Origin of the sequence: Mesorhizobium sp. J428 (assembly GCF_024699925.1) — a bacterium.
In the GTDB taxonomy this organism is placed as follows: domain Bacteria; phylum Pseudomonadota; class Alphaproteobacteria; order Rhizobiales; family Rhizobiaceae; genus Mesorhizobium_A.
The window spans coordinates 4,680,078-4,700,648 of sequence record NZ_JAJOMX010000001.1 but is presented as its reverse complement, the minus strand read 5'-3'; the positions used below and the strand labels follow the sequence as shown (position 1 = coordinate 4,700,648).

General features: G+C 66.5%; 18 protein-coding genes and 1 pseudogene. 9 read left to right on the top strand and 10 right to left on the bottom strand.

Annotated elements, in window-relative coordinates:
• Positions 1-5: 5 nt before the first annotated feature.
• Genes LRS09_RS23605 through hemP form a run of 5 tightly spaced genes read right to left on the bottom strand, consistent with a single transcriptional unit; the run spans position 6 to position 4,101 of the window.
• Positions 6-809, bottom strand: coding sequence for a heme ABC transporter ATP-binding protein (locus LRS09_RS23605; protein WP_374684878.1), 804 nt, complete (start codon positions 807-809; stop codon positions 6-8).
• Positions 806-1,882 carry an iron ABC transporter permease gene (locus tag LRS09_RS23600; RefSeq protein WP_257809441.1) on the bottom strand — a complete coding sequence of 359 codons (1,077 nt, stop codon included), beginning with the start codon at positions 1,880-1,882 and terminating at the stop codon, positions 806-808. The genes LRS09_RS23605 and LRS09_RS23600 overlap by 4 nt, the downstream gene beginning before the upstream one ends.
• Positions 1,883-1,912: 30 nt before the next feature.
• Positions 1,913-2,839 carry a hemin ABC transporter substrate-binding protein gene (locus LRS09_RS23595; RefSeq protein ID WP_374684877.1) on the bottom strand — a complete coding sequence of 309 codons (927 nt, stop codon included), beginning with the start codon at positions 2,837-2,839 and terminating at the stop codon, positions 1,913-1,915.
• A gap of 7 nt (positions 2,840-2,846) precedes the next feature.
• Complete coding sequence (locus tag LRS09_RS23590) at positions 2,847-3,905, bottom strand: hemin-degrading factor (protein ID WP_257809439.1); 1,059 nt, start codon at positions 3,903-3,905, stop codon at positions 2,847-2,849.
• A 31-nt stretch (positions 3,906-3,936) separates the two neighbouring features.
• Entirely contained in the window at positions 3,937-4,101 is a 165-nt protein-coding gene (hemP, locus tag LRS09_RS23585; protein ID WP_257810303.1) for a hemin uptake protein HemP, read from the bottom strand.
• 246 nt (positions 4,102-4,347) lie between these two features.
• Here hemP and LRS09_RS23580 point away from each other — a divergent pair, with 246 nt between their 5' ends.
• The 7 genes from LRS09_RS23580 (at position 4,348) to LRS09_RS23550 (ending at position 9,771) form a co-directional block, all read left to right on the top strand.
• On the top strand, positions 4,348-5,865 hold the full coding sequence (locus LRS09_RS23580; RefSeq protein ID WP_257809438.1) for a TonB-dependent receptor domain-containing protein: 1,518 nt from the start codon (positions 4,348-4,350) through the stop codon (positions 5,863-5,865).
• The gene (locus tag LRS09_RS23575; protein WP_257809436.1) at positions 5,753-6,517 is read left to right on the top strand and encodes a TonB-dependent receptor domain-containing protein; all 765 of its coding nucleotides are present in this window, start codon (positions 5,753-5,755) and stop codon (positions 6,515-6,517) included. The genes LRS09_RS23580 and LRS09_RS23575 overlap by 113 nt, the downstream gene beginning before the upstream one ends.
• Before the next feature lie 2 nt (positions 6,518-6,519).
• On the top strand, positions 6,520-6,954 hold the full coding sequence (locus LRS09_RS23570) for a hypothetical protein (protein WP_257810302.1): 435 nt from the start codon (positions 6,520-6,522) through the stop codon (positions 6,952-6,954).
• A gap of 5 nt (positions 6,955-6,959) precedes the next feature.
• Positions 6,960-8,279 carry an energy transducer TonB gene (locus LRS09_RS23565; protein WP_257809435.1) on the top strand — a complete coding sequence of 440 codons (1,320 nt, stop codon included), beginning with the start codon at positions 6,960-6,962 and terminating at the stop codon, positions 8,277-8,279.
• 13 nt (positions 8,280-8,292) lie between these two features.
• A complete protein-coding gene (locus LRS09_RS23560) occupies positions 8,293-8,562 on the top strand; it encodes a hypothetical protein (RefSeq protein WP_257809434.1) in 270 nt (89 codons plus the stop codon).
• Positions 8,562-8,876: an antibiotic biosynthesis monooxygenase gene (locus tag LRS09_RS23555; RefSeq protein ID WP_257809433.1), complete on the top strand. Its 315-nt coding sequence runs from the start codon at positions 8,562-8,564 to the stop codon at positions 8,874-8,876. Before LRS09_RS23560 ends, LRS09_RS23555 begins: the two co-directional genes overlap by 1 nt.
• 439 nt (positions 8,877-9,315) lie before the next feature.
• Complete coding sequence (locus LRS09_RS23550; RefSeq protein WP_257809432.1) at positions 9,316-9,771, top strand: hypothetical protein; 456 nt, start codon at positions 9,316-9,318, stop codon at positions 9,769-9,771.
• 274 nt (positions 9,772-10,045) lie between these two features.
• Here the strand turns inward: LRS09_RS23550 and putA are convergent, their stop codons facing one another.
• On the bottom strand, positions 10,046-13,630 hold the full coding sequence (putA, locus tag LRS09_RS23545; protein ID WP_257809431.1) for a bifunctional proline dehydrogenase/L-glutamate gamma-semialdehyde dehydrogenase PutA: 3,585 nt from the start codon (positions 13,628-13,630) through the stop codon (positions 10,046-10,048).
• 134 nt (positions 13,631-13,764) lie between these two features.
• Between putA and LRS09_RS23540 the strand changes: the two genes are divergently transcribed.
• The gene (locus tag LRS09_RS23540) at positions 13,765-14,220 is read left to right on the top strand and encodes an Lrp/AsnC family transcriptional regulator (RefSeq protein ID WP_257809430.1); all 456 of its coding nucleotides are present in this window, start codon (positions 13,765-13,767) and stop codon (positions 14,218-14,220) included.
• Positions 14,221-14,224: 4 nt separating this feature from the next.
• On the opposite strand, the gene LRS09_RS23535 is transcribed toward LRS09_RS23540, so the two are convergent.
• The 4 genes and pseudogenes from LRS09_RS23535 to proS all read right to left on the bottom strand — a co-directional run bounded on the left by LRS09_RS23535 (position 14,225) and on the right by proS (position 19,110).
• Positions 14,225-15,478, bottom strand: coding sequence for an SRPBCC family protein (locus tag LRS09_RS23535; protein WP_257809429.1), 1,254 nt, complete (start codon positions 15,476-15,478; stop codon positions 14,225-14,227).
• 317 nt (positions 15,479-15,795) lie between these two features.
• Positions 15,796-16,473, bottom strand: coding sequence for an ABC transporter ATP-binding protein (locus LRS09_RS23530; RefSeq protein WP_257809428.1), 678 nt, complete (start codon positions 16,471-16,473; stop codon positions 15,796-15,798).
• Positions 16,470-17,786 (bottom strand): lipoprotein-releasing ABC transporter permease subunit, encoded by a 1,317-nt coding sequence (locus LRS09_RS23525; RefSeq protein WP_257809427.1) that lies wholly within the window; start codon positions 17,784-17,786, stop codon positions 16,470-16,472. The genes LRS09_RS23530 and LRS09_RS23525 overlap by 4 nt, the downstream gene beginning before the upstream one ends.
• Positions 17,783-19,110, bottom strand: a pseudogene (gene proS, locus LRS09_RS23520) (proline--tRNA ligase). Before proS ends, LRS09_RS23525 begins: the two are co-directional and overlap by 4 nt.
• A 506-nt stretch (positions 19,111-19,616) precedes the next feature.
• Here proS and LRS09_RS23515 point away from each other — a divergent pair.
• Positions 19,617-20,567 carry a carbohydrate kinase family protein gene (locus tag LRS09_RS23515; RefSeq protein ID WP_257809426.1) on the top strand — a complete coding sequence of 317 codons (951 nt, stop codon included), beginning with the start codon at positions 19,617-19,619 and terminating at the stop codon, positions 20,565-20,567.
• The last annotated feature ends 4 nt before the right edge of the window (positions 20,568-20,571 follow it).

Sequence of the window (20,571 nt, the reverse complement as noted above, 5' to 3'; positions counted from 1 at the left end):
TTTTTCTACAGCGTCGCCGACTGGGGCAGCACGAACGGCGCGCCCGCGGCCGGCGTGATCCCGACACGCAGGCCGCATTCGAACACCCGGCTGATCCGTTCGTCCACCAGCACCTCCGACGGGCTTCCGACCGCCTCCGCCCTGCCCCGGTGCATCATCACGATCCGGTCGGCGAACATCGCCGTCAGGTTGAGGTCGTGCAGGATGGCGATCACGCCGCCGCCGGCTTTGGCAAAGTCCCGCGCGATGCCCATGATGACCAGCTGGTGCTTGATGTCGAGGCTCGACACCGGCTCGTCGAGCAGCAGGAAGCGCGGCTGGCCGTCGAGCACCGGCTGCCAGACCTGGCACAGCACGCGGGCAAGCTGCACGCGCTGCTGCTCGCCGCCCGAGAGTTCCTGGTAGAACCGCCCGGCGAAGCCCGCCAGGTCGACACGCTCCAGCGCCTCCTCGGCCAACAGCTCCAATGCCGATCCGCTTACGCCGGAACGCCCGCTCGTCAGGCCGAGCCTTACGATTTCAAGCACGGTGAAGGGAAACGACAGCGTCGTTGCCTGCGGCAGCACCGCGCGGAAGCCCGCCGTTTCCCACAGCTTCATGGTCCGCAATTCCCGGCCGGCGAGCTTGATCGAGCCGTGATAGGCCCACTCGCCCGAGATCGCCTTCAGCAGCGTCGTCTTGCCGGACCCGTTCGGCCCGACGATCGCCGTCACCTCGCCCGCCTGCGCTGCGAACGAGACGTCCGAGACGATTCGCTTCGTTCCGATGTCGACCGAAACCGTGCTGAGCTCGATCATGCCGGGTCTCACAGGTCTATGACGCCGCGCTTGCGCAGCAGGATCCAGAGGAAGAACGGCGCGCCGACGGCGGCCGTGACGATGCCGATCGGCAGTTCGGCGGGCGCCACGATGGTGCGGCTGACCGAATCCGCCAGAAGCAGCAGGCTCGCGCCCAGAAGGGCCGCGGCTGGAAGCAGGTAGCGGTTGTCCGGGCCGATCACCAGCCGCAGCAGGTGCGGCACCACGATGCCGACGAAGCCGATGCCGCCCGAAACCGCGACCGACGCGCCCACCGCGCCCGCCACCGTGACGATCGCAACCGACTTCACCCGCTGGACGGGAATGCCGAGATGGTTGGCGGTCGACTCGCCAAGCGACAGCGCATTCAGCCCCCGTGCCAGGAACGGTGCTGCGACGAGTGCCACGGCGATGATCGGGCCGGCGGCCGCGATCTTGATCCAGGTCGCGCCGGCGAGCGAGCCGAGGCCCCAGAAGGTCAGGTCGCGCAGCTGCCGGTCGTCCGCCATATAGACCAGCAGGCCCGACAGCGCGCCGGCCATGGCGCCCAGCGCAATGCCGGCGAGCAGCATGGTCGCGACCGACGTCTGGCCGCGCCGCGTCGCGACGCGATAGAGCACCAGCGTCGTCAGCAGGCCGCCGAAGAACGCCGCCAGCGGCAGCGAATAGATGCCGAGCAGCGCGGTCAGCGGCGCAAGCGCGGTGCCGCCGAGCACGATGATCGAGATCGCGCCCAACCCCGCGCCGGCGGATACGCCGACGAGGCCCGGGTCGGCGAGCGGATTGCGGAACAGGCCCTGCATCACCGCGCCGGACACGGCGAGCGCTGCGCCGATCAGCACGCCGAGCACGGCGCGCGGCAGCCTGATGTCCATGACGATGATGCGGTCGCGCGCCGACATCGCACCTTCCGCGCCGATCCCCAGCAGCTCGCCGAGCACCGCCACCGCGGACGCGTCCGAGGCGCCGGAGGCGAGGCTGAAAAGAAAAGCCGCGCCAAGCGCGACGGCGAGGACGACGATTGCGATCCGGGCCCGCTGGCGCCGGTCGCCCTCAGATGAGGGCTTCCGGACCGCGGCCGGCATGTCTGATACTTTTTGCAGCACCGGCCCTACTCAGTTGAGGACGCGGTCGCCGTAGAGCGCCTTGGCGAGATCGCGCGCGGCAGCCGCCGTCCGGGGGCCGAAGCCGAGGAGATAGGCGCCGTCCATGCGCACGATGGCGTCGTTCTGCACAGCCGGCGTCTGCGACAGAGCGGGATGCGCCTTGATGTCGGCATTCGCCGCCGAATGGTCGCCGCCCCTGTCCATCATCAGGATCAGGTCGGGCTTGGCGGTGACGATCGCCTCGTCGGTCAGCGCCTTGTAGCCCGGGAATTCCGAGATCACGTTGACGCCGCCGGCCATCCTGATGATGCCGTCGGCCGCGGTGTCCGTTCCCGACGCCAGCGCCTTGCCGCCCTGCATCGACAGGATGAACAGGACACGCTTGCGCTCGGAAATTCCGGCCGTCGCAGCGATCGCCGCGTCGATGTCGGCCTTCACCTCGGCCGACAGCTTCGCCGCCTTGTCCTCGACGCCGAGCGCGGTTCCGACCACGCGGATCTTTTCCAGGATGCCGGCCTCGTCGAACTTCTCAGGCACGGTGGCGAAGGGAACGCTCGCCTTCTTCAAGACCTCGATCGCCTCCGGCGGGCCGCTGCCCTCGAGCGTGATAATCGCGTCCGGATTGATGCCGAGCACGTTTTCGGGCGAGATCGCGCGCATGTAGCCGATGTCCGGCAGGGCGAGTGCGGCCGGCGGATAGAGGCCGGTGGAATCGCGTGCGATCAGCCGACCCTCCTCGCCCAGCGCATAGACGATCTCGGTGACGGAGCCGCCGATCGAGACGATGCGCTTGGCCTTCGCCACGGCAGCGATGTCCTCGGCCGAATGTGCCTTGGGCGTCGGGGCAGCGAGGGCCGCGAGCGTCAGCGCGACGGCCGCCGCCCACATGGCCGCGCGGCGCGTCCGCGCGTTGGGAAGAAAGAGGGTCATGGGCATTCTCTCCTCAGGCTGCGGTCGAGCGCGGGCCGCGCGGCAGGTTCTCGACCAAGCCGCGCCAGTCGTCGCGCTCGAACGCGCCTTCCTTGCGCTTGCCGAAGAACTGGATGATCAGCTGGCCGGCCGCGTCATATGCTTCCAGCGACGTCACATGGCCTTCGCTTGCCGGCTTGCGCACCGCCCAGACCTCGCGGATGTGGTCGAGCCGCAGGTGCAGGTGGAAGGTCTCGTCGAGCACGTTGATCCACGGGCCCATCGGCTTGATCTCTTTCACCGGCCCGCTGTGGATCTGGATGCAGCCGCGGTTGCCGACGAAGCACATGATCGGGATCTCCTCGTTGGCCGAGATCCGCATCATCGCCGCGACCGAATCGTGATCGACCGGCCAGGCATATTCCTCACCGACGAGATGCACCGCCTGCTGGCGGGTGAGCTTCAAGTCGCGCAGGATCGACATGAACTGGTGCACGTCGGTCATCGACGACCAGCGCGCGCGCAAGTCCTCGACATCGACGGACGGATTGACAGCCGGCGCGATCGAGGTCACCGGCGCGACGACACGCAGCGTCTGCTCCTGCTCGGGATGGATCAGGGTCGCGACCAGCTTTTCGTAAGCCTCGACGTTCGAGGCCGCGCGCAGGTGCACCTTGTGCACGGCCTCGCCGCTGGCGCTGAAGAACTGGAGGCTGCGCCGCACGGTGCCGTCCTCGTCGGTCTTCGACACGGCATAGCCATGCGCCCACACCTTCGGGAAGATGCGCAGGTCGATCTGCTCGCCGAGCGTCATGGCGGCGTGCTCGCCGAGCACGACCTTGTCGTAGACGCCGATCTTCTCGTGCACGGCGCTCTCGTTGCGGGTGAGCGCCATCACCTCGCCCAGTGCCTCCATGCCGGTCAGGAAGGCGTCGACGTCCGGGCGGATCCGCCTGGTCCCCTCGCCCACCCAGGCGGCCACGAACTCGGCCTCGGAAATGCCGAGCTGACCGGCGAGGTCGCGCTCGCGCATCTTGGGGTTTTCGGCGCGCGCACGGCGGATTGCGTCGGGCGTGGGTCGGTCTGCACTCATAAGTCTGGTCCCGTCCTGGCTGTCTGTGTGGCTACTTGTTTAGGATCAGCTTGCCCTGCCGCGTGATCTTGAGGCGGTAGAGCGCACCATGATGTTCGATGCCGATCTCGTGCTCGCCCCGGAACAGGGTCGCGCTGTCGACACGGCGCGCCGGAACGGGAGCAACCGGCCGGGCGAGGCCTTCGCGCCGCAGCAGCGAACGGTCGGCGTCTGTGGAATGATCGAAGGTAAATCTCGTGTTCACGGTGGCGGCCCCTTCATCGCGCCTTGCTCGCTTGGCTGGCTCGGCGACATCGTGATATGGATTGTTGACACTGCTTATCAGCTTTATTAGGGAGTGCAATACCGGAGTAAACGAGTCAAGTTTAAATTCGGGATCAGATATGAAGCGAGCCAGCCTTTGGGCCAGCCAGCATGACCATAACGTGTCAGGAGCAGGACTATGGGGCTGGTGGGACGAAACAGGGCGCTGCTATGCGGCACCGCCCTCGCGATCTTCGCGAATGTGGGAATGGTTCAGGCGCAGGAAGACGCCACGACGGAACAGGTGACGACTGAAAGCCAGAAGAAAGGCCGCGTCACCCAACTCCAGCGCCTGGTGCTGGGCGCCGGCCAGGAAAAAGTCGCGATCGATACGCCGCAGGCGGTGAGCGTTCTTGAGCAGGAAGACATCGACTCCGCGCAGCCCTCCAGCGTCGCGGACGTGATCCGCAAGATACCGGGCGTCAACGTCACCGGTTCGGACCGCGTGCTCGGCCAGTCCTTCAATATCCGCGGCGTCGGCGCGCCGGAAAACTCCGGCGACCAGGGCCGCATCATCGTCAATGTCGACGGCGTGCAGAAATTCTACGAGCAGTACCGCCTGGGTTCATTCTTCTCCGACCCGGAACTGTTCAAGCGCGTCGAGGTCCTGCGTGGCCCGGCGTCGTCGACACTCTACGGCTCCGGCGCGCTCGGCGGCGTGGTCAACTTCACCACCAAGGACGCCTCAGACTTCATTGCCGAGGGCGAGCGTGGCGCGCTGAAGCTGAAGTCCACGCTGGAGAGCAACGGCAAGGGAGTTCTCGGCTCCGCGACGCTTGCCCAGCGCATGGGCGAGAACGCCGAATTCCTGCTGATGGGCAACTGGCGCCAGGCCGACGTCTACGAATCAGGCAATGGAAGCGAGATCATCGGCACCAATTTCCGTGCCTGGTCTGGCCTGGCGAAGGGCACCTTCAAGGTTGGCGACGAGGGCACGCTCCGCCTCTCCTACCAGCGTTGGGATTCCGATCTCGACGACCAGCAGCTCTCGCAGACGTCGACTGCCACGTTCTTCGGTCTGGTGGACCGTCATGTCGTCGATCAGACGGCGATCGCCTCGTATGAGAACCCCTTCTCGGACAACGACATGCTCGACGTGAAGGTGGCGCTGTCCTACTCCGACACGAACAACAAGCAGCGCGACGCTGACCTGCGGATGGCCTGTAGCCCCGGATCGTTCGCCGTCGTTTGCGACTCTGACTACGCCTACAAGACTGTGCAGTTCAACGCGCAGAACACGATGGAGTGGCGCGGCGCGAGCTGGGAGAACTACCTCACGTACGGCACCCAGATCGCGCATCAGTCGCGTGTTGCGTCCGTTTATCAAAACGACGGAACTCCGATGGATCTTCAGTTCCATCCCGAAGGAACCGACCTCAAGGCTGGTCTCTTCGTGCAGAACGAGTTCATCTGGAATGACCGCCTCACGCTCATCCCGGGCGTCCGTCTCGACTGGCATGAACTGACGCCGGAAGACGCGGTCTCTGGTTCCGATTCTGTTCACAGACACGGCGATTTCGCCGAAGCTTGCGGCACACTACAAGTTGAACGACACGATTGCCGTCTTCGGCTCGATCGCGCACACCGAGCGCTTCCCGACGATCGACGAAGTGTTCTCGACGAGCGGGTCGAGTGCAACCTTCCTTCCGAGCCTTGATCTTAAGAAGGAGTTTTCCACCAACTATGAGGCGGGCTTTGCCCTGTCCGGTTACGACATGCTTCAGGCAGGCGACGCCGGTCAGCTCAAGTTCACCGGTTTCTACAACGACGTGACTGACCTGATCGCATTCAATCCGGAGCTCGTCGCTGGCGATAACCCCGATCTTCAGGGATTTGTTAATTTCGACAGCGCTGAAATCTACGGCTTCGAAATCGAGACGGCCTATGATTCAGACTACGTATTCGCGAACGCGGCGTATACGTACACGGTGGGTCACAATCTGTCGGCTACCCGCACCGAAGAGTATCTGACCTCCGTTGCACCGCATGAATTGAAGCTCACACTCGGGGGCAAGGTTCCGCAGCATGACGTTCGCTTTGGTTGGAACGCGCGTTTCGTGGCAGGGCCGATGGCAGACTTCCGTAATAGCGACGTCCCTCCGAGCACAAATACTACGCGTTACTCTACAGCCTTCGACGTCCACGACATCTTCCTCTCCTGGACTCCGAAGGAAGGTGCTGCGCGCGGTTGGGAGGTCCAGGCGGGCATAGATAACGTCTTCAACCGCCCGTACAAGGAGTTCCTCATGAACGATCCGGCCAAGGGCCGTACGTTCAAGCTCTCCCTGTCCAAGCAAATCGGCTGGTGATCATGCGCCTTGCGGCATCCCTCCTCGTATTGACCTCCCTGGTCGCGATGCCGCTCGCTCCGGCGGCGGCGCAAAGCGCCTCGCCGGAGCAGCATGTCTCCCTCGATCTCAATGCCCTGCAGCCGTCGGAAGGCGGCTGCAGGCTGACCTTCGTGGTGGCGAACAACCTCGCCACCCCGGTCGATCGCGCGGCTTTCGAGATGGCGCTGTTCGACAAGGCCGGCGTGGTCGACCGCCTCACCGTGCTCGACTTCAAGTCGCTGCCGGCCGGCAAGACCAAGGTGAGCCGGTTCGACCTCAAGGGCGTGGACTGCGCCAATGTCAGCCGCGTGCTGATCAACGACGCCACGGAATGCACAGGCGCGGGCACCGCCCCCGACGCCTGCCTCGCCGCGCTGAGGACCCAGTCCACCTCGGGCATCTCCTTCGGGCGGTAGATTCAATGTCGGTCCAGCCCGCACCATCGCTGCCGCGATCTCCGGTCCCGCTTCGGCAGGCGGCACGGCGTGCGCGGCTTGACCCGCCGAACGCGTTCCAGGCGCCGCATCATGTCTTCCTGCGCGAACCTCAGCGCCCGGCCTGGATCGAGACCGAAAATCCCGACCTTGCGCCGCTGCCGGTCGCGCCGCTTGCCGAGACAGCCGTCGCTTCGCGCGCGCCGCGCAAGTGGATGACGGTGCTACTTGCCTCTGTCGCGCTCCACGCCGCCATCGCCGGCTTCTTCCTGCTGCGCGGCGAGGACGAGGGTGTGCAGATCGCCGGCTCGCAGGAGGCGGGTGTCGCGATGTATGGCAATTCCGATGCCGACATGACGCCGGAGGGCGAGGAAGACGCCACCAACGTCTCCATCATCACCATGACGCCGGCAAAACCTGTCGAGACCGTCGACGCCTCCGAGGTCGAGCCGGTCGAAGCGGTGCAGCCGGTCGAGGAGACGGTGAGTCCCGTCGAGGAAAGCGCCACCGAACGGATCGCCGAGCTGGCCGAGCCGCCGCGCGTTGAACCGGTGCCGGCCGATGCCGCGACCGCCGCGCCCTCCCCGGTGCAGCAGCAGGTGCTGGCCGTCGACACGGCCGAGATCGTGCCCGACGAGGAGGCCGTCGCCCCCGTCGTGCCCCAGGCGGCCGCCCTGCCTCCCCCCGACGACGTGGTCGAGGTGCCTGAGGAGCCGGCCGTGGCCGAAACGTCCGAGCCGGAAAAGCCCGAACCTGCCCCGTCGCCGAAGGTGCCGGAAGCAAAGCGGAAGCCGGCCGAGAAACCGAAGGCGGAGAAGCCGGCAAAGAAGGCCGAGGCCAAGCCGGCGGATAAGCAACCCGCCAAGGCCGACGCTCCGGCCAAAAAGGCCGAGAAGAAGTCAACGGCGGGTGCGGGCGGCAAGAACAAGGCCGATGGCAGGAAGGGTGTCGCCGACGGCGAGGCGAGCGGAACCCGCGCCGACAACGCCGGCAAGGGCAAGGCGTCGGCCGCTGGCAATTCCGCGGTCACCAACTATCCTGGCAAGGTCAGGCAGAAGATCAGCCGCGCCGTCGCGCGTATCTCGCGCAGGGATCGCGCCGGCGCTGAGCGCGACGTGACGGTGGCGTTCACGGTCACCGCCAGCGGCGGGCTGGGCAGCCTCGGCATAGCCCGCAGCTCCGGCTCGGCCTCACTCGATCAGGCCGCGCTTGCTGCGGTGCGCCGTGCAGCCCCCTTCCCTGCCATTCCTGACGGCGCCGGACGCAGCAGCTGGCAGTTCACGATTCCGCTCGGCCTGGCGCGGTAGAGAGGAAATGACCATGAACCTCCTGCGCCTCCACGAGCTCGCCAGCGCCTTCGGCGATGGCCTCCACCCCGATCTCCTCCGCCTGTTCGAGGAACGCGCGCGCCTCGAGGCCGACCCGCAGGTCGTGCGCCTGGCCGATCATGGCGTGCCGGAGCAGGCAGGCCCTTCCCCGTCGGGTCGCCCCGGCCTATTTGTCCCCGGCAACGTTCTAAGCGTCATCGGCCGCGCAGCGGAGGAAAAGCTGCCCGACCGCGACTCCCGCAGCCTGAAAGGAACCCGTTGATGTATATCGCCATGAATCGCTTCAAGGTCGTTCGCGGCTCGGAGGAGGGCTTCGAGAACGTCTGGAAGGGGCGCGATTCGAACCTGCACGAGATGAAGGGTTTCAAGCAGTTCCATCTGCTGAAAGGGCCGGTCAACGAGGCCGAAGGCTACACGCTCTACGCCTCGCACACCGTGTGGGACAGCTTCGACGATTTCAGCGCCTGGACCAAATCCGAACAGTTCCGCGCCTCGCACCGCAATGCCGGCACGACCAAACCCAGCTATCTCGGCCACCCGACCTTCGAAGGTTTCTCGATCGTCGAAGGCGCGTAAGCGCAGCCGCCCGCCGAGCAGTCACGCCCCGGCGCGCCCTCCACCGCCTTCGGCGGTCCCTTGCCGGGACGAGCCGTCCGTCTCGCCCGCCCCGCGCAACGCCCACCCTACGCGACCGTCATCCCGGCGACCGGAGGTCAGCCGGGACCCATTCCTCTCTCCGGTTATACGCCGAAACACCCCACGGTCGCAGAACAGGGTAGCGCCGACCCGCCAAGGTTAATCGATCCCGGCTGACCTCCGGTCGCCGGGATGACGTCGCGCGAAGGGGCGAGCGCCGACTTGGGAAAGCCTCGGCGGTCGGTTCCGGTACATCCATTCGATGGACCAATTTCCGCCTGTTCTCCGCTAACCCCTTGTTCCTGCTGACGCGCAAATCTTTTCCATCCACCCTCTTCCAGCATGCACCACACTGTGCCCAGTCAAACGGGAGCCGGCGATGGGCTGGAGGGCGAAGGCGGGGAGGGAACAGGCGTTAAAGGCGAGGATCGTCATGCGCCTGTTCTCGATCGCCGACATGGCCGAACAGGCTGCCAGCCGCTCGTTCTGGGTCCGCTGGTGCGTGCTGTGGGCCGCCTGGCAGGCCAATGCGCTGCTCAGGGGCTATGTCGAGGGCTCGCTTCGGAGCTCCGCACGCGGAACCTGGACGCCCGTCCCGATGCCGGCCGGCTTCGGCAGCAATCCCTTCGATGCCGAGGACATCGCCGATTCACTCAGGGCGTTTGGGCTCTACATGCAGGCCATCGCGGCGCAGCTGCTGCATCTCTCGTTCCTGCATCGGGGTCAGGCCTCCGATGAGGCCGGCAATGAGGGCGCCGCGATCCATGGCCTGAGCGCGCTCATCGAGAGGCGCGCCATAGCCGTCGTTCCGGTCGAACTCCATGACACATCCTGAAGGTGCGCCTGTCGTGCCCCTTCTCGCAGTGGTCAATACATATGAGATCGGCCTTCCCTCACACGGGGAGGACAATCGCGCGCGCCCGTCATTCCGGGTCCGCGCAGCGAACCCGGAATCCAGAGCGTCGGGCAAGCAAGCAGTTCGACTGTCGCGACCACGTCAGAGCGCAGATCAGGATAGCGAGGGAGCTGCCCAGCTTCCGCAAGCTTGCGCCATGCCATCATCCGCCCTTCGGGCACCTTCTCCATGAACGGGAAGAAGGAGGCGCGCCTCAGCTTGCCGCTAACAGGCTCGCATTGCCGCCGGCGGCGGTGGTGTCGACGCAGACCGAGCGCTCGTGGGCATAGGCGGCCGGGTGGATCGTCTCCGCGATCAGCGGCACGATCGGGCCGGGCTTCTCGGCAAGTATGCGCCTGATCTCCCGCGCGGTCGCTCCGGCGCGCGAATAGGCCACCGCGTCGACCGTTGTCGCGGCGAGTTCCCCCTGCATAAGCGTCCCGTCCAGCACGTCGAGCGGCAGGCCCTTGCCGATAAGCGGCTGGAGCGCTGCCGCGGCCCTCGGCGCCACGGCGACCACCGAATTGCCGGCAGCGAGCGCCTGCACCGTCTGCGCCAGCAGCGTGTCCGCGTCGGGTCCCAGGCACAGCACCTTGCCGCGCGGCACCAGCGTCAGCGTGTTCGATTCGCCCGTCGGTCCCGGCAGGTCGACCGGGCCGAACTCGGTCGCGGCGGCGGCCGCGATCGCCTCGCCCGCCTTGCCGCGCAGGTGTTTGCGCAGCACCGCGATCCGGTCCGTCCGCGTCGACCAGTTGTCCATCCGCGCATCGGGGAAGCGGCGCGGCAGCGCCACTGCCGCGGCCTGGCCGACGTCGCCCGTGGCCACCGCCGAGGTGCGGAAGCGGCGCAGGTAATGCGGTCCGCCGGCCTTGGGGCCCGTGCCCGACAAGCCCTCGCCGCCGAAGGGCTGCGAGCCCACCACCGCGCCGATCTGGTTGCGGTTGACGTAGACGTTGCCGGCATGGATGCGGTCGATGACCCGCTGCACGCGCGCCTCGATACGGGTATGCAGGCCGAAAGTCAGGCCGTAGCCCTTGCCGTTGATGTTCGCCACCACGAGGTCGAGCTCCTCCGGCTCGAAGGTCGCGACGTGCAGCACCGGGCCGAACACCTCGCGCTCCATCTCGGCGATGCCGTCGACGCGGAAGATGTGCGGCGGCACGAACAGCCCCTCGCCCGGCGCGTCGAGCTTTGCGACCAGCCGCCCCTTCGCCGCCATCGCCTTGCAATAGGCCGAGATCGTGTCGCGCGCCTCGACATCGATCACCGGCCCAACATCGGTCGGATAGAGCCAGGGATCGCCGACAACCAGCGCCTTCATCGCGCCGGTCAGCATCTCCAGCACCTTGTCCTCGACGTCCGACTGCACATAGAGGATGCGCAGCGCCGAGCAACGCTGGCCTGCACTCTGGAAGGCCGAGGCCAGGATGTCGCGCACCGCCTGCTCGGGGAGTGCGGTCGAATCGACCACCATTGCGTTCAACCCGCCGGTCTCGGCGATCAGCATCGCGTCTGGCGCCGCCGTCTCGGCCAGCTGCCGCTCGATGATCCGGGCAACCTCGGTCGAGCCGGTGAAGCAGACGCCGGCAATGCGCGGGTCGGCCGTCAGCGGCGCGCCGACCGACGGGCCGTCGCCCGGCAGAAGCTGCAGCGCGTCTTCCGGCACCCCCGCCTCGTGCAGCAGCGCGACCGCCCGCGCGGCGATCAGCGGCGTCTGCTCGGCGGGCTTGGCGATCACCGCATTGCCTGTGACGAGCGCCGCCGCCACCTGGCCGGTGAAGATCGCCAGCGGAAAATTCCACGGCGAGATGCAGGCGATCACGCCGCGCGCGGAAGTCCCCACCTCCGCCTTCGCGGCCTCCGCCGCGTAGTAGCGCAGGAAGTCGACCGCCTCGCGCAGTTCCGCCACGCCGTCGGCGAGCGTCTTGCCCGCCTCGCGGGTGCACAGCGCCAGGAACTCGGCCTCGTGCGCCTCGTAGAGATCGGCGGCGCGCAGCAGCGTCGCCGACCGTTCCGCCGCCGGCGTTGCCGCCCAGGCCGGAAACGCCTCGACCGCGCGGCCGACGGCGGCCTTCACTGCCTCCGCGCCCGCTTCGCGCACGGTGCCGACGATGTCGTTCGGCTTCGCAGGGTTGACGATCGGCCGCTCGCGTCCCGCGCCGCCCGCCGTCCAGCGGTTCTTGTCGGAAAACTGTCCACGCCCGGCATGGATGTCCGACAATGCGATCGGGTCGTTGAGGTCGTGTCCGATGGAGTTCTGGCGGGCAGGAAGGAAGATCTCGGACGGGAAAGGAATGAGCGGATTATGCGCGCTGCCCTGGTTCTCCACGATCTCGAACGGATCGCGCGCGATTGTCTCGGCGCTCACCTCCTCGTCGACGATCTGGTGCACGAAGGACGAGTTGGCGCCGTTCTCCAGCAGGCGCCGCACCAGATAGGCGAGCAGGTCCTGGTGCGCGCCCACCGGCGCATAGATGCGGCAGCGCGTGCCTTCGCTCGCGCGCACCGCCTCGTGCAGCGCCTCGCCCATGCCGTGCAGGCGCTGGAACTCGAAGGCCGACTTGTCCTCGGCCATCGCCAGGATCGCGGCCACCGTATGCGCATTGTGCGTGGCGAACTGCGGGTAGATGCGGTCGGTCATGCCGATCAGCTTCTTGGCGCAGGCGATGTAGGAGACGTCGGTATTGGCCTTGCGGGTAAACACCGGATAGCCGGCGAGCCCCAGCGTCTGCGCCCGTTTGATCTCCGTGTCCCAGTAGGCGCCCTTGACCAGCCGGACCATGATGCGCCGGTCGAGCCGCTTCGACAGCGCGTAGAGCCAGTCGATGACATGCGGCGCGCGCCGGCCATAGGCCTGCACCACGACGCCGAAGCCGTCCCAGTCGGTCAGTTCCGGATCGGCCAGCACGCGTTCGATGACGTCGAGCGACAGGTCGAGCCGGTCCGCCTCCTCGGCGTCGATGTTGAGGCCCATGCGGGCATGGCGGGCGGCAACGCACAGCGACAAGAGCCGCTCGGTCATCACCGGCAGCATCGTCTCGCGCTGCGCCTGCTCATAGCGCGGATGCAGCGCCGACAGCTTGACCGAGATGCCGGAATTGTAGCGGATGTTGGTGCCGCTCGAGCCGCTGTTGAGCGAGGAAATCGCGTCGGCATAGGCGTGAAGATAGCGCAGCGCGTCGGCTTCCGTCCGCGCGGCCTCGCCCAGCATGTCGAACGAATAGAGATAGCCCTTCTTTGTGTAGGATTTGCCGCGGCGCACCGCCTCCTCGATGGTGCGGCCGAGCACGAACTGCTCGCCCATCTCGCGCATCGCCGCCGACACGGCGGTGCGGATGACCGGTTCGCCCAGCCGGCGCACCATGCCGCGCAGCGTCCGCTCGATGCCGCCCTCGCCCTCGTCCAGCACGCGGCCTGTCAGAGCCAGCGCCCAGGTCGAGGCGTTGACGAAGATCGAGCTCGATTCGCCCGAATGCGCCGACCAGTCGTGCGGCGCGATCTTGTCCTGAATCAGATCGTCCATCGTCTCGGCGTCCGGCACGCGCAGCAACGCCTCGGCCAGGCACATCAGCGCCACGCCCTCCTTGGTGGAGAGGCCGTATTCCGACAGAAACACTTCCATCAGCTTCGGATCGGCCGAGGCGCGCACCGCCTCCACCAGCTTGACCGCGCGGGCGGAAATCGCCGCCCGTTGCTCCCGGCTCAGTGCCGCTCCCTCGACCAGCGCCGTCAGCGCCGCGTCCTCCTCGACGAGATAGTTTTCGCGCAAGGTGTCGCGGATGGATGCGAGCGTCGGCATCGATGGTCAGGCCCCGGATGGAATGAACGCGCGAGGATAGCATGGCGCAAAACCCGCGCCGGTCCAAACATCTTGACGCGGCAGGCCGAACGCACTGATCTTGTGGCCTGTCCCGCTATGAATGAGCACCAAGCATGGAAACGACAGACCATCTGGACCGCATCGATCGCAACATCATCGCCGCGCTTTCGGCGGACGGGCGTCTCTCCATGGCCGCGCTCGGCGCCAAGGTCGGCCTATCGAAGACGCCGGTGCAGGCGCGGGTGCGAAAACTCGAGGAGAGCGGCTACATCCGCGGCTACCAGGCGATCGTCGACCGCGAGAAGATGGGCGAAGGCCATGTCGCCTTCGTGCAGGTCAAGCTGTCGGACACCCGTTCTGACGCGCTCGATGCCTTCAACCGCGCGGTCCGCCTCGTGCCGGAGATCGAGCAGTGCCACATGATCGCGGCCAACTTCGACTACCTGCTCAAGGTGCGCACCCGCGACATCGGCGCCTACCGGCGGGTGCTGGGCGAGCGCATCTCCGCTCTGCCCCACGTGGCGCAGACCTCGACCTATGTCGCGATGGAGACGGTGAAGGACCGCTGAGTATTCACGCGAAGTGGTTGAACGCCCAGATGACGCCCGATCCGTGGATGAAGATCACGGCCACGAGGGCTGCGGCAAGTGCTGCCCTGCCGCGCCGATCGAGCGGCACTAGCGCATGGCGCGGCTTCACCGCGTCGCCCGACGTCATCAGGCTCAGCGCCGCGAAGACACCGCCCGAGACGAGTACGATCGCCGGCGAGAACCCCGCCAGCCAGCCCACCCCGAGAAACAGGCCGAGCAAAGCGAAGGAACTCGCCGCGAGCGCCGGGCCCGGCGGGCAGATCTGCCGCAGCACCTGGCCACCGTCGAACTTCCACACGGGCACCAGGTTGGCGAGGTTGAACAGGGCGATGCAGCCAACGAGCGCGGCCATGAAGTTGCCGCCGTGCACATTGCCGCTCGCCGCCGCGAACACGCCCGCCTGCACCAGCGGCGGCACGAGGAAAGCGGAAAAGCCCGCGCCCATCAGCGCCACGAAGGCGACCTCGAAATGGCTGTTGTGCGGCCGGCCGCCGATGGCGATGCCGCCCAGCAGCGGGATGAAGATCATCCGCGTGCGCCGGTGGCCGGCGACGCGGAAGGCGGCCATGTGGCCGAGCTCGTGTAGGGCCACCACCACGGTAATCATCACCGCGAAGGCCAGCCCGCCGACCGTGAAGCCGGTCAGCGACCACAGTATCATCACCGAGGCCGCCGCCATCGCGACCTGCGTCAGCGGGTGCTCGAACATGCCGCCGCGGCGATACTCGCCCGTCTCTGCCCAGCGCTTCAGCTTGGCCATCATGCGGCGCAGCGCAAAGTAGCGGAAGACGAGGAACGCAGCGCCCCGGTACGAATCGGTCTGGCAAATCGTCAGGCGGACGCCCTCGCCCTCCGGTTCGAGCGCGACCTGTTGCGAAAACGTCGCCCAGAAGCCGGCATCGAGCGAACTGTCCTCCACGACGCGCATCGCAAAGGACCGGCCCGGAACCACGTCCGAAAGCTCCGCGACGCGGTCGATCGGCTGGCCGTCGCGCCCTTCCCAGTCGGTGACGAGGCGGGCCCGCCCGGGCTGCCCCTCGACTGGCTCGGCCGAGACGATCTCGCCGGACCAACCGGCCTCCCCGCCCAGCGGATAGACCGCGTTCCACACCCGCGCGGCGGGAGCCTTGATGCGCAAACTCCGGCTGATCGTGCGGATGCCAAGCGGTGCCGCGATCAGCAGGAAGATCAGCCCGAGATTGACGACGATCAGCGCCGTGGCCGTCCAGCCTGCCATCGAATGCATCCCTGTTTCGGCGGGACGCTACGGCAAGATGTGGAAGAAACGTTTAAGCGCGAGCGCCGCGCCGGCGGCGATCACGCAGCTTTGAAGCGGGAATCAGAATGCGCCGATCCACATGGCGAGCGAGACGAGAAAGGTGCTGACGGAAACCAGCGCGACGACGTCCTGGATCATGTCGGTCATGGAAGATTCTCCTAAAAACTGGTTATGTTTTTATTTTGTTCCACTTCTGTTCATGCGTCAATGGCAAAAAGCCCGCCGGGGCCGGCAGACGTTGCGTCATGGTTAATGTCGGAGAATGAGGCGTCCGCTCAGAGCGGGACGATCTTGCCACCGTGCAGCGTGACGCGACGGTCCATGCGGGCAGCGAGATCGTGATTGTGGGTCGCGATCAGCGCCGCGAGCCCCGACTGCCGCACCAGCGCCTCCAGCGCCTCGAAGACGTAGACTGCGGTGTCGGGATCGAGATTGCCGGTCGGCTCGTCTGCGAGCAGCAGCGACGGCGCATTTGCAACCGCGCGCGCGATCGCGACGCGCTGCTGTTCGCCGCCGGAGAGTTCGGACGGCCGATGCTGCGCGCGGGGGCCGACGCGCATGTAGTCGAGGAGCTGGGCGGCGCGGCGGGCCGCTTCCGTGCGGTCGAGACCGCGCACCATCTGCGGCATCATCACGTTCTCCAGCGCCGTGAACTCGGGCAGGAGATGATGGAACTGGTAGACGAAACCGACCTCGTTGCGGCGGATCGCGGTCCGCTCGTCGTCGCTCAGTGCGCCACAGGCGCGGCCGTTGAGGACGACGTCGCCCGCATTCGGCCGCTCGAGCAGGCCGGCGAGATGCAGGAGCGTCGACTTGCCCGCGCCGGACGGCGCAACCAGCGCGACCATCTCGCCTCTCGACAGCGAGAAATCGGCATCGGCCAGGATCGCGAGGTGCTCGTCGCCCTGGTCGTAATGGCGCTGCACCGCCTTGAGTTCGAGAACAGTGCTCATTCGTAGCGCAATGCCTCGACGGGATCGATCCGGGCGGCCCGCCAGGCGGGGAAGATGGTCGCCAGGAAGGACAGCGCCAGCGCCATCACCACCACCGACACCGTCTCGCTCATGTTGATCTCGGCCGGCAGCTTCGACAGGAAGTAGAGTTCCGGATTGAAGATTGTGGTGCCCGAAATCCAGGAAAAGAACTGCCGGATCGATTCGACGTTCAGGCAGACGATGATGCCGAGGATGACGCCGGCCAACGTGCCGGTCATGCCGATCGCCGCCCCCGTCATCATGAAGATGCGCATGATCGCCCCGCGCGTCGCACCCATGGTCCGCAGGATGGCGATATCGCGACCCTTGTCCTTCACGAGCATGATCAGGCCGGAGATGATGTTCAGCGCCGCCACCAGCACGATTAGCGTCAGGATCATGAACATCACATTGCGCTCGACCTGGAGCGCCGAGAAGAAGGTCTGGTTCCGGAAGCGCCAGTCGGTGAGGTAAAGCTGGCGCTGCGCCGCCGCCTCGATCGGCTCTCTCAGCTCGTCCACCTTGTCGGGGTCGTCGACGAAGATCTCGATCGTCTGCGCCACGCCTTCGGAATTGAAGAAGAGCTGCGCCTCCGCCAGCGGCATGAAGACGATCAGCGAATCGTATTCCGACATGCCGATCTCGTAGATCGCGGTCACCGGATAGGCCTTCACACGCGGATTGACGCCGAGCGGCGTCACATCGCCGTCGGGTGAGACCAGCGTGATGGAATCACCGATGCCGAGGCCGAGATTCTCCGCCATACGTGTGCCGATCGCGACACCCTCACTGGCATCGAAGCCGTTCAACTCGCCCTGGCGCACATTGCCGGCGACGAGCGAAATGTTCTTCAGGTCGGCCTCGCGGATGCCCTTCACCAGCGCGCCTGTGCCGTTGGTGCCCTGGCGCCCCTGCGCCAGCACCTGGCCCTCCACCAGCGGCATCGCAAACTTCACGCCCGGCACCCCGGCGATCCGCGCCGAGACCTCGGCGTAGTCATCCAGCGGCCGGTCGATCGGCTGCATGATCAGATGGCCGTTGATGCCGAGGATGCGGGTCAGCAGTTCGGTGCGGAAGCCGTTCATCACAGCCATGACGATGATCAGCGTCGCCACGCCCAGCATGATGCCCACGAAGGAGATCGAGGCGATGACGGAGATCACCGTCTCCTTGCGCTTCGAACGGAGGTAGCGCCAGGCGACCATGCGCTCGAACAGCGAGAACGGGCCGGCGCCCGCGGGCGTCGCCTTGCCGGCGCGCACAGGCTGCGAGGCGGCGGCCGCGTCGGTCATGCCGTCGTCCCGATGAAGGCGAGCAGGTCGGCGAGCTTCGTCGTCTCGCGCGCGCCGGTGGCGCGGCGCTTGAGCTCGACCTCGCCTGCGGCCACGCCGCGCGGCCCGACGATCACCTGGTTGGGGATGCCGATCAGGTCGGCGGTGGCGAACTTGCCGCCAGCGCGCTGGTCGGTGTCGTCGTAGAGCACGTCGACGCCGGCTGCCTGATAGGCTGCATAAAGCTGCTCGCAGGCTGCATCGCAGTCGGCGTCGCCCGCCTTCATGTTGATGATCACCACCTCGAATGGCGCCACGCTCTCCGGCCAGATGATGCCGGCCTCGTCATGGCTCGCCTCGATGATCGCCGCGATCAGGCGCGTCGGGCCGATGCCGTAGGAGCCCATCGAGACGAAGTGCTCCTTGCCGTCGGGGCCCTGCACCTTGGCGCCCATCGGCTTCGAATACTTCTCGCCGAAGTGGAAGATGTGTCCGACCTCGATGCCGCGAGCAGAAAGCCTTTCGTCCTCGGGAATCGCATCCCAGGCGGCCTCGTCATGCATCTCGTCGGTCGCGGCGTAGGGCGTCGTCCAGTCCTTCACGATGCCGGCGATCTCGGCGTCGTTGCCGAAGTCGACAGTCTCGCCGGGCACGGCAAGCTCGAGGAATTCCTTGCGGCAGAACACCTGGCTCTCGCCGGTGTCGGCGAGAATGATGAATTCATGCGAAAGATCGCCACCGATCGGGCCGGTGTCGGCGCGCATCGGGATCGCCTTCAGGCCCATGCGGGTGAAGGTGCGCAGATAGGCGACGAACATGCGGTTGTAGGCCGCGCGAGCGCCCTCATAGTCGAGGTCGAAAGAATAGGCGTCCTTCATCAGGAATTCACGCCCGCGCATCACGCCGAAGCGCGGCCGCACCTCGTCACGGAACTTCCATTGGATATGGTAGAGATTGAGCGGCAGGTCCTTGTAGGACTTGACGTAGGCGCGGAAGATCTCCGTCACCATCTCCTCGTTGGTCGGGCCGTAGAGAAGATCGCGCTCCTGGCGGTCCTTGATGCGCAGCATCTCCTTGCCGTAGTCGTTGACCGGCCGCTTTCCTTCCACAGCTCCGCCGACTGGATGGTCGGCATCAGGATTTCGAGGGCGCCGGCGCGATCCTGCTCCTCGCGGATGATGCGGCACACCTTGTCCAGCACGCGCTTGCCCAGCGGCAGCATCGTGAAGGAGCCCTGCCCCTGCTGGCGGATCATGCCCGCCCTCAGCATCAGGCGGTGCGAGACGATCTCGGCCTCGCGCGGATTTTCTTTAAGGATCGGCAGGAAGTAGCGCGACAGACGCATCATCTATTCCGTGAGGGAGGACGCGCCCGGACGGAATCGAACGGCATCCGGGCAGGATTTGCGCGCGCTTCATAGCGATTTCATGGCGAAATGAAAACCCGCCCGCATCCGCCCGGAGCTAGCCCCCGGCTTTTTGATCATTTAGTCGGCAGCACATGCGACTTCATTGTGCAGCGCACCACATCAATGCCGGTTTCACAGCAAAATTCTTCGTGACAAGCATGTGAAATTTGGTCTAGGGTTCCCGCCATAATCAGATGGGCGAAGCAAATTTGCCCCTTTACGCGGTCAAAGTCTTGGGAGGATGCGATCTAGGCGCGATTTTCCGCTGCCGCCGGCCACCGGAAACAGATCGGACGCGTTAATCTGCAAGGCCTTCGGGCCTTGCTTTTTTTTGGGCAATCATGTTGACATAGGCCGTCACGGCAATAGGCGCGCCGCATTGAACCGCGGCCCGCCCAGCCCTACTCTCGGCACCAGAAAATCACCCCGATCCTCGGCTTCGCATGACCAACTCCACCTCAAGGGACCCGCTGCTTCTCGGCATCGGCGGCGCGCATATCGACCGGCGCGGACAGGTCTCCGGGATCTACGTGCCGGGCGCGTCCAATCCGGGAAAGATGCGCGAAGATGTCGGCGGCGTGGTCTTCAACGCGCTGCGCACTGCGCGCCGCCGGGGCGTGGCCTGCGCGCTCATTTCACTGCGCGGCGGCGACGCGGGCGGCGAACGCGTTGCGCGCGAGATCGCGGAGGCGGGGATCGAGGACCGGTCCGCCGTGTTCCTCGACCGCGTGACGGCGAGCTACACCGCATTGATCGACCGCGATGGCGACCTGATCGCGGGCTTCGCCGACATGGGTCTCTACGACCTCTTCCCGCGGCAGCTTCGCCGCTCCGCTTGCCGCGAGGCAATCGCCGGCGCGGATGCCATCCTGTGCGACGCCAACCTGCCTGCGGCGGCGCTGCAAGTGCTGGCGGAGACCGCTGCGGACAAGCCGCTCCACGCGATCGGCATCTCGCCGGCGAAGGTCGTGCGACTGGCCGGCATGCTCGAACGCGTCGACTGCCTGTTCATGAACCGCAAGGAGGCAAACGCCCTACTCGGGCAGGAGGCGGACTCTTCGGCCGATCCGGTCGCGCCGCTGCGCGCCAGGGGCCTGCGCGGCGCGGTCATCACCGACGGCGCGGGCGCGGTGACGATCTTCGATGCGGAGAGCCGGACGGCCATCGTACCGCCCGCGCCACGCCATATCGCCGATGTCACCGGAGCCGGCGACGCGCTGGCAGGCGCCACCGTGGCGGCGCTGACGCGCGGCCTGCCGCTTGCCGACGCCGCCCGCGAAGGCCTGGCGGCGGCCATGCTCGCGCTCGAATCGCCTCTCGCCGTGCCCGCCTTCGACACCAACGCCTTTGCGCAAGCGCTCGCTCTTGTGCCCATGCCGGTGCGGGTGGCATGAGGCG

Bases quoted from the DNA above. Each gene is read 5' to 3' on its own strand.
- LRS09_RS23600 (WP_257809441.1), bottom strand. From the start codon at position 1,882: ATGCCGGCCGCGGTCCGGAAGCCCTCATCTGAGGGCGACCGGCGCCAG.
- LRS09_RS23595 (WP_374684877.1), bottom strand. From the start codon at position 2,839: ATGCCCATGACCCTCTTTCTTCCCAACGCGCGGACGCGCCGCGCGGCC.
- LRS09_RS23590 (WP_257809439.1), bottom strand. From the start codon at position 3,905: ATGAGTGCAGACCGACCCACGCCCGACGCAATCCGCCGTGCGCGCGCC.
- LRS09_RS23580 (WP_257809438.1), top strand. From the start codon at position 4,348: ATGGGGCTGGTGGGACGAAACAGGGCGCTGCTATGCGGCACCGCCCTC.
- LRS09_RS23570 (WP_257810302.1), top strand. From the start codon at position 6,520: ATGCGCCTTGCGGCATCCCTCCTCGTATTGACCTCCCTGGTCGCGATG.
- LRS09_RS23565 (WP_257809435.1), top strand. From the start codon at position 6,960: ATGTCGGTCCAGCCCGCACCATCGCTGCCGCGATCTCCGGTCCCGCTT.
- LRS09_RS23560 (WP_257809434.1), top strand. From the start codon at position 8,293: ATGAACCTCCTGCGCCTCCACGAGCTCGCCAGCGCCTTCGGCGATGGC.
- LRS09_RS23555 (WP_257809433.1), top strand. From the start codon at position 8,562: ATGTATATCGCCATGAATCGCTTCAAGGTCGTTCGCGGCTCGGAGGAG.
- LRS09_RS23550 (WP_257809432.1), top strand. From the start codon at position 9,316: ATGGGCTGGAGGGCGAAGGCGGGGAGGGAACAGGCGTTAAAGGCGAGG.
- putA (WP_257809431.1), bottom strand. From the start codon at position 13,630: ATGCCGACGCTCGCATCCATCCGCGACACCTTGCGCGAAAACTATCTC.
- LRS09_RS23540 (WP_257809430.1), top strand. From the start codon at position 13,765: ATGGAAACGACAGACCATCTGGACCGCATCGATCGCAACATCATCGCC.
- LRS09_RS23535 (WP_257809429.1), bottom strand. From the start codon at position 15,478: ATGGCAGGCTGGACGGCCACGGCGCTGATCGTCGTCAATCTCGGGCTG.
- LRS09_RS23530 (WP_257809428.1), bottom strand. From the start codon at position 16,473: ATGAGCACTGTTCTCGAACTCAAGGCGGTGCAGCGCCATTACGACCAG.
- LRS09_RS23525 (WP_257809427.1), bottom strand. From the start codon at position 17,786: ATGACCGACGCGGCCGCCGCCTCGCAGCCTGTGCGCGCCGGCAAGGCG.
- LRS09_RS23515 (WP_257809426.1), top strand. From the start codon at position 19,617: ATGACCAACTCCACCTCAAGGGACCCGCTGCTTCTCGGCATCGGCGGC.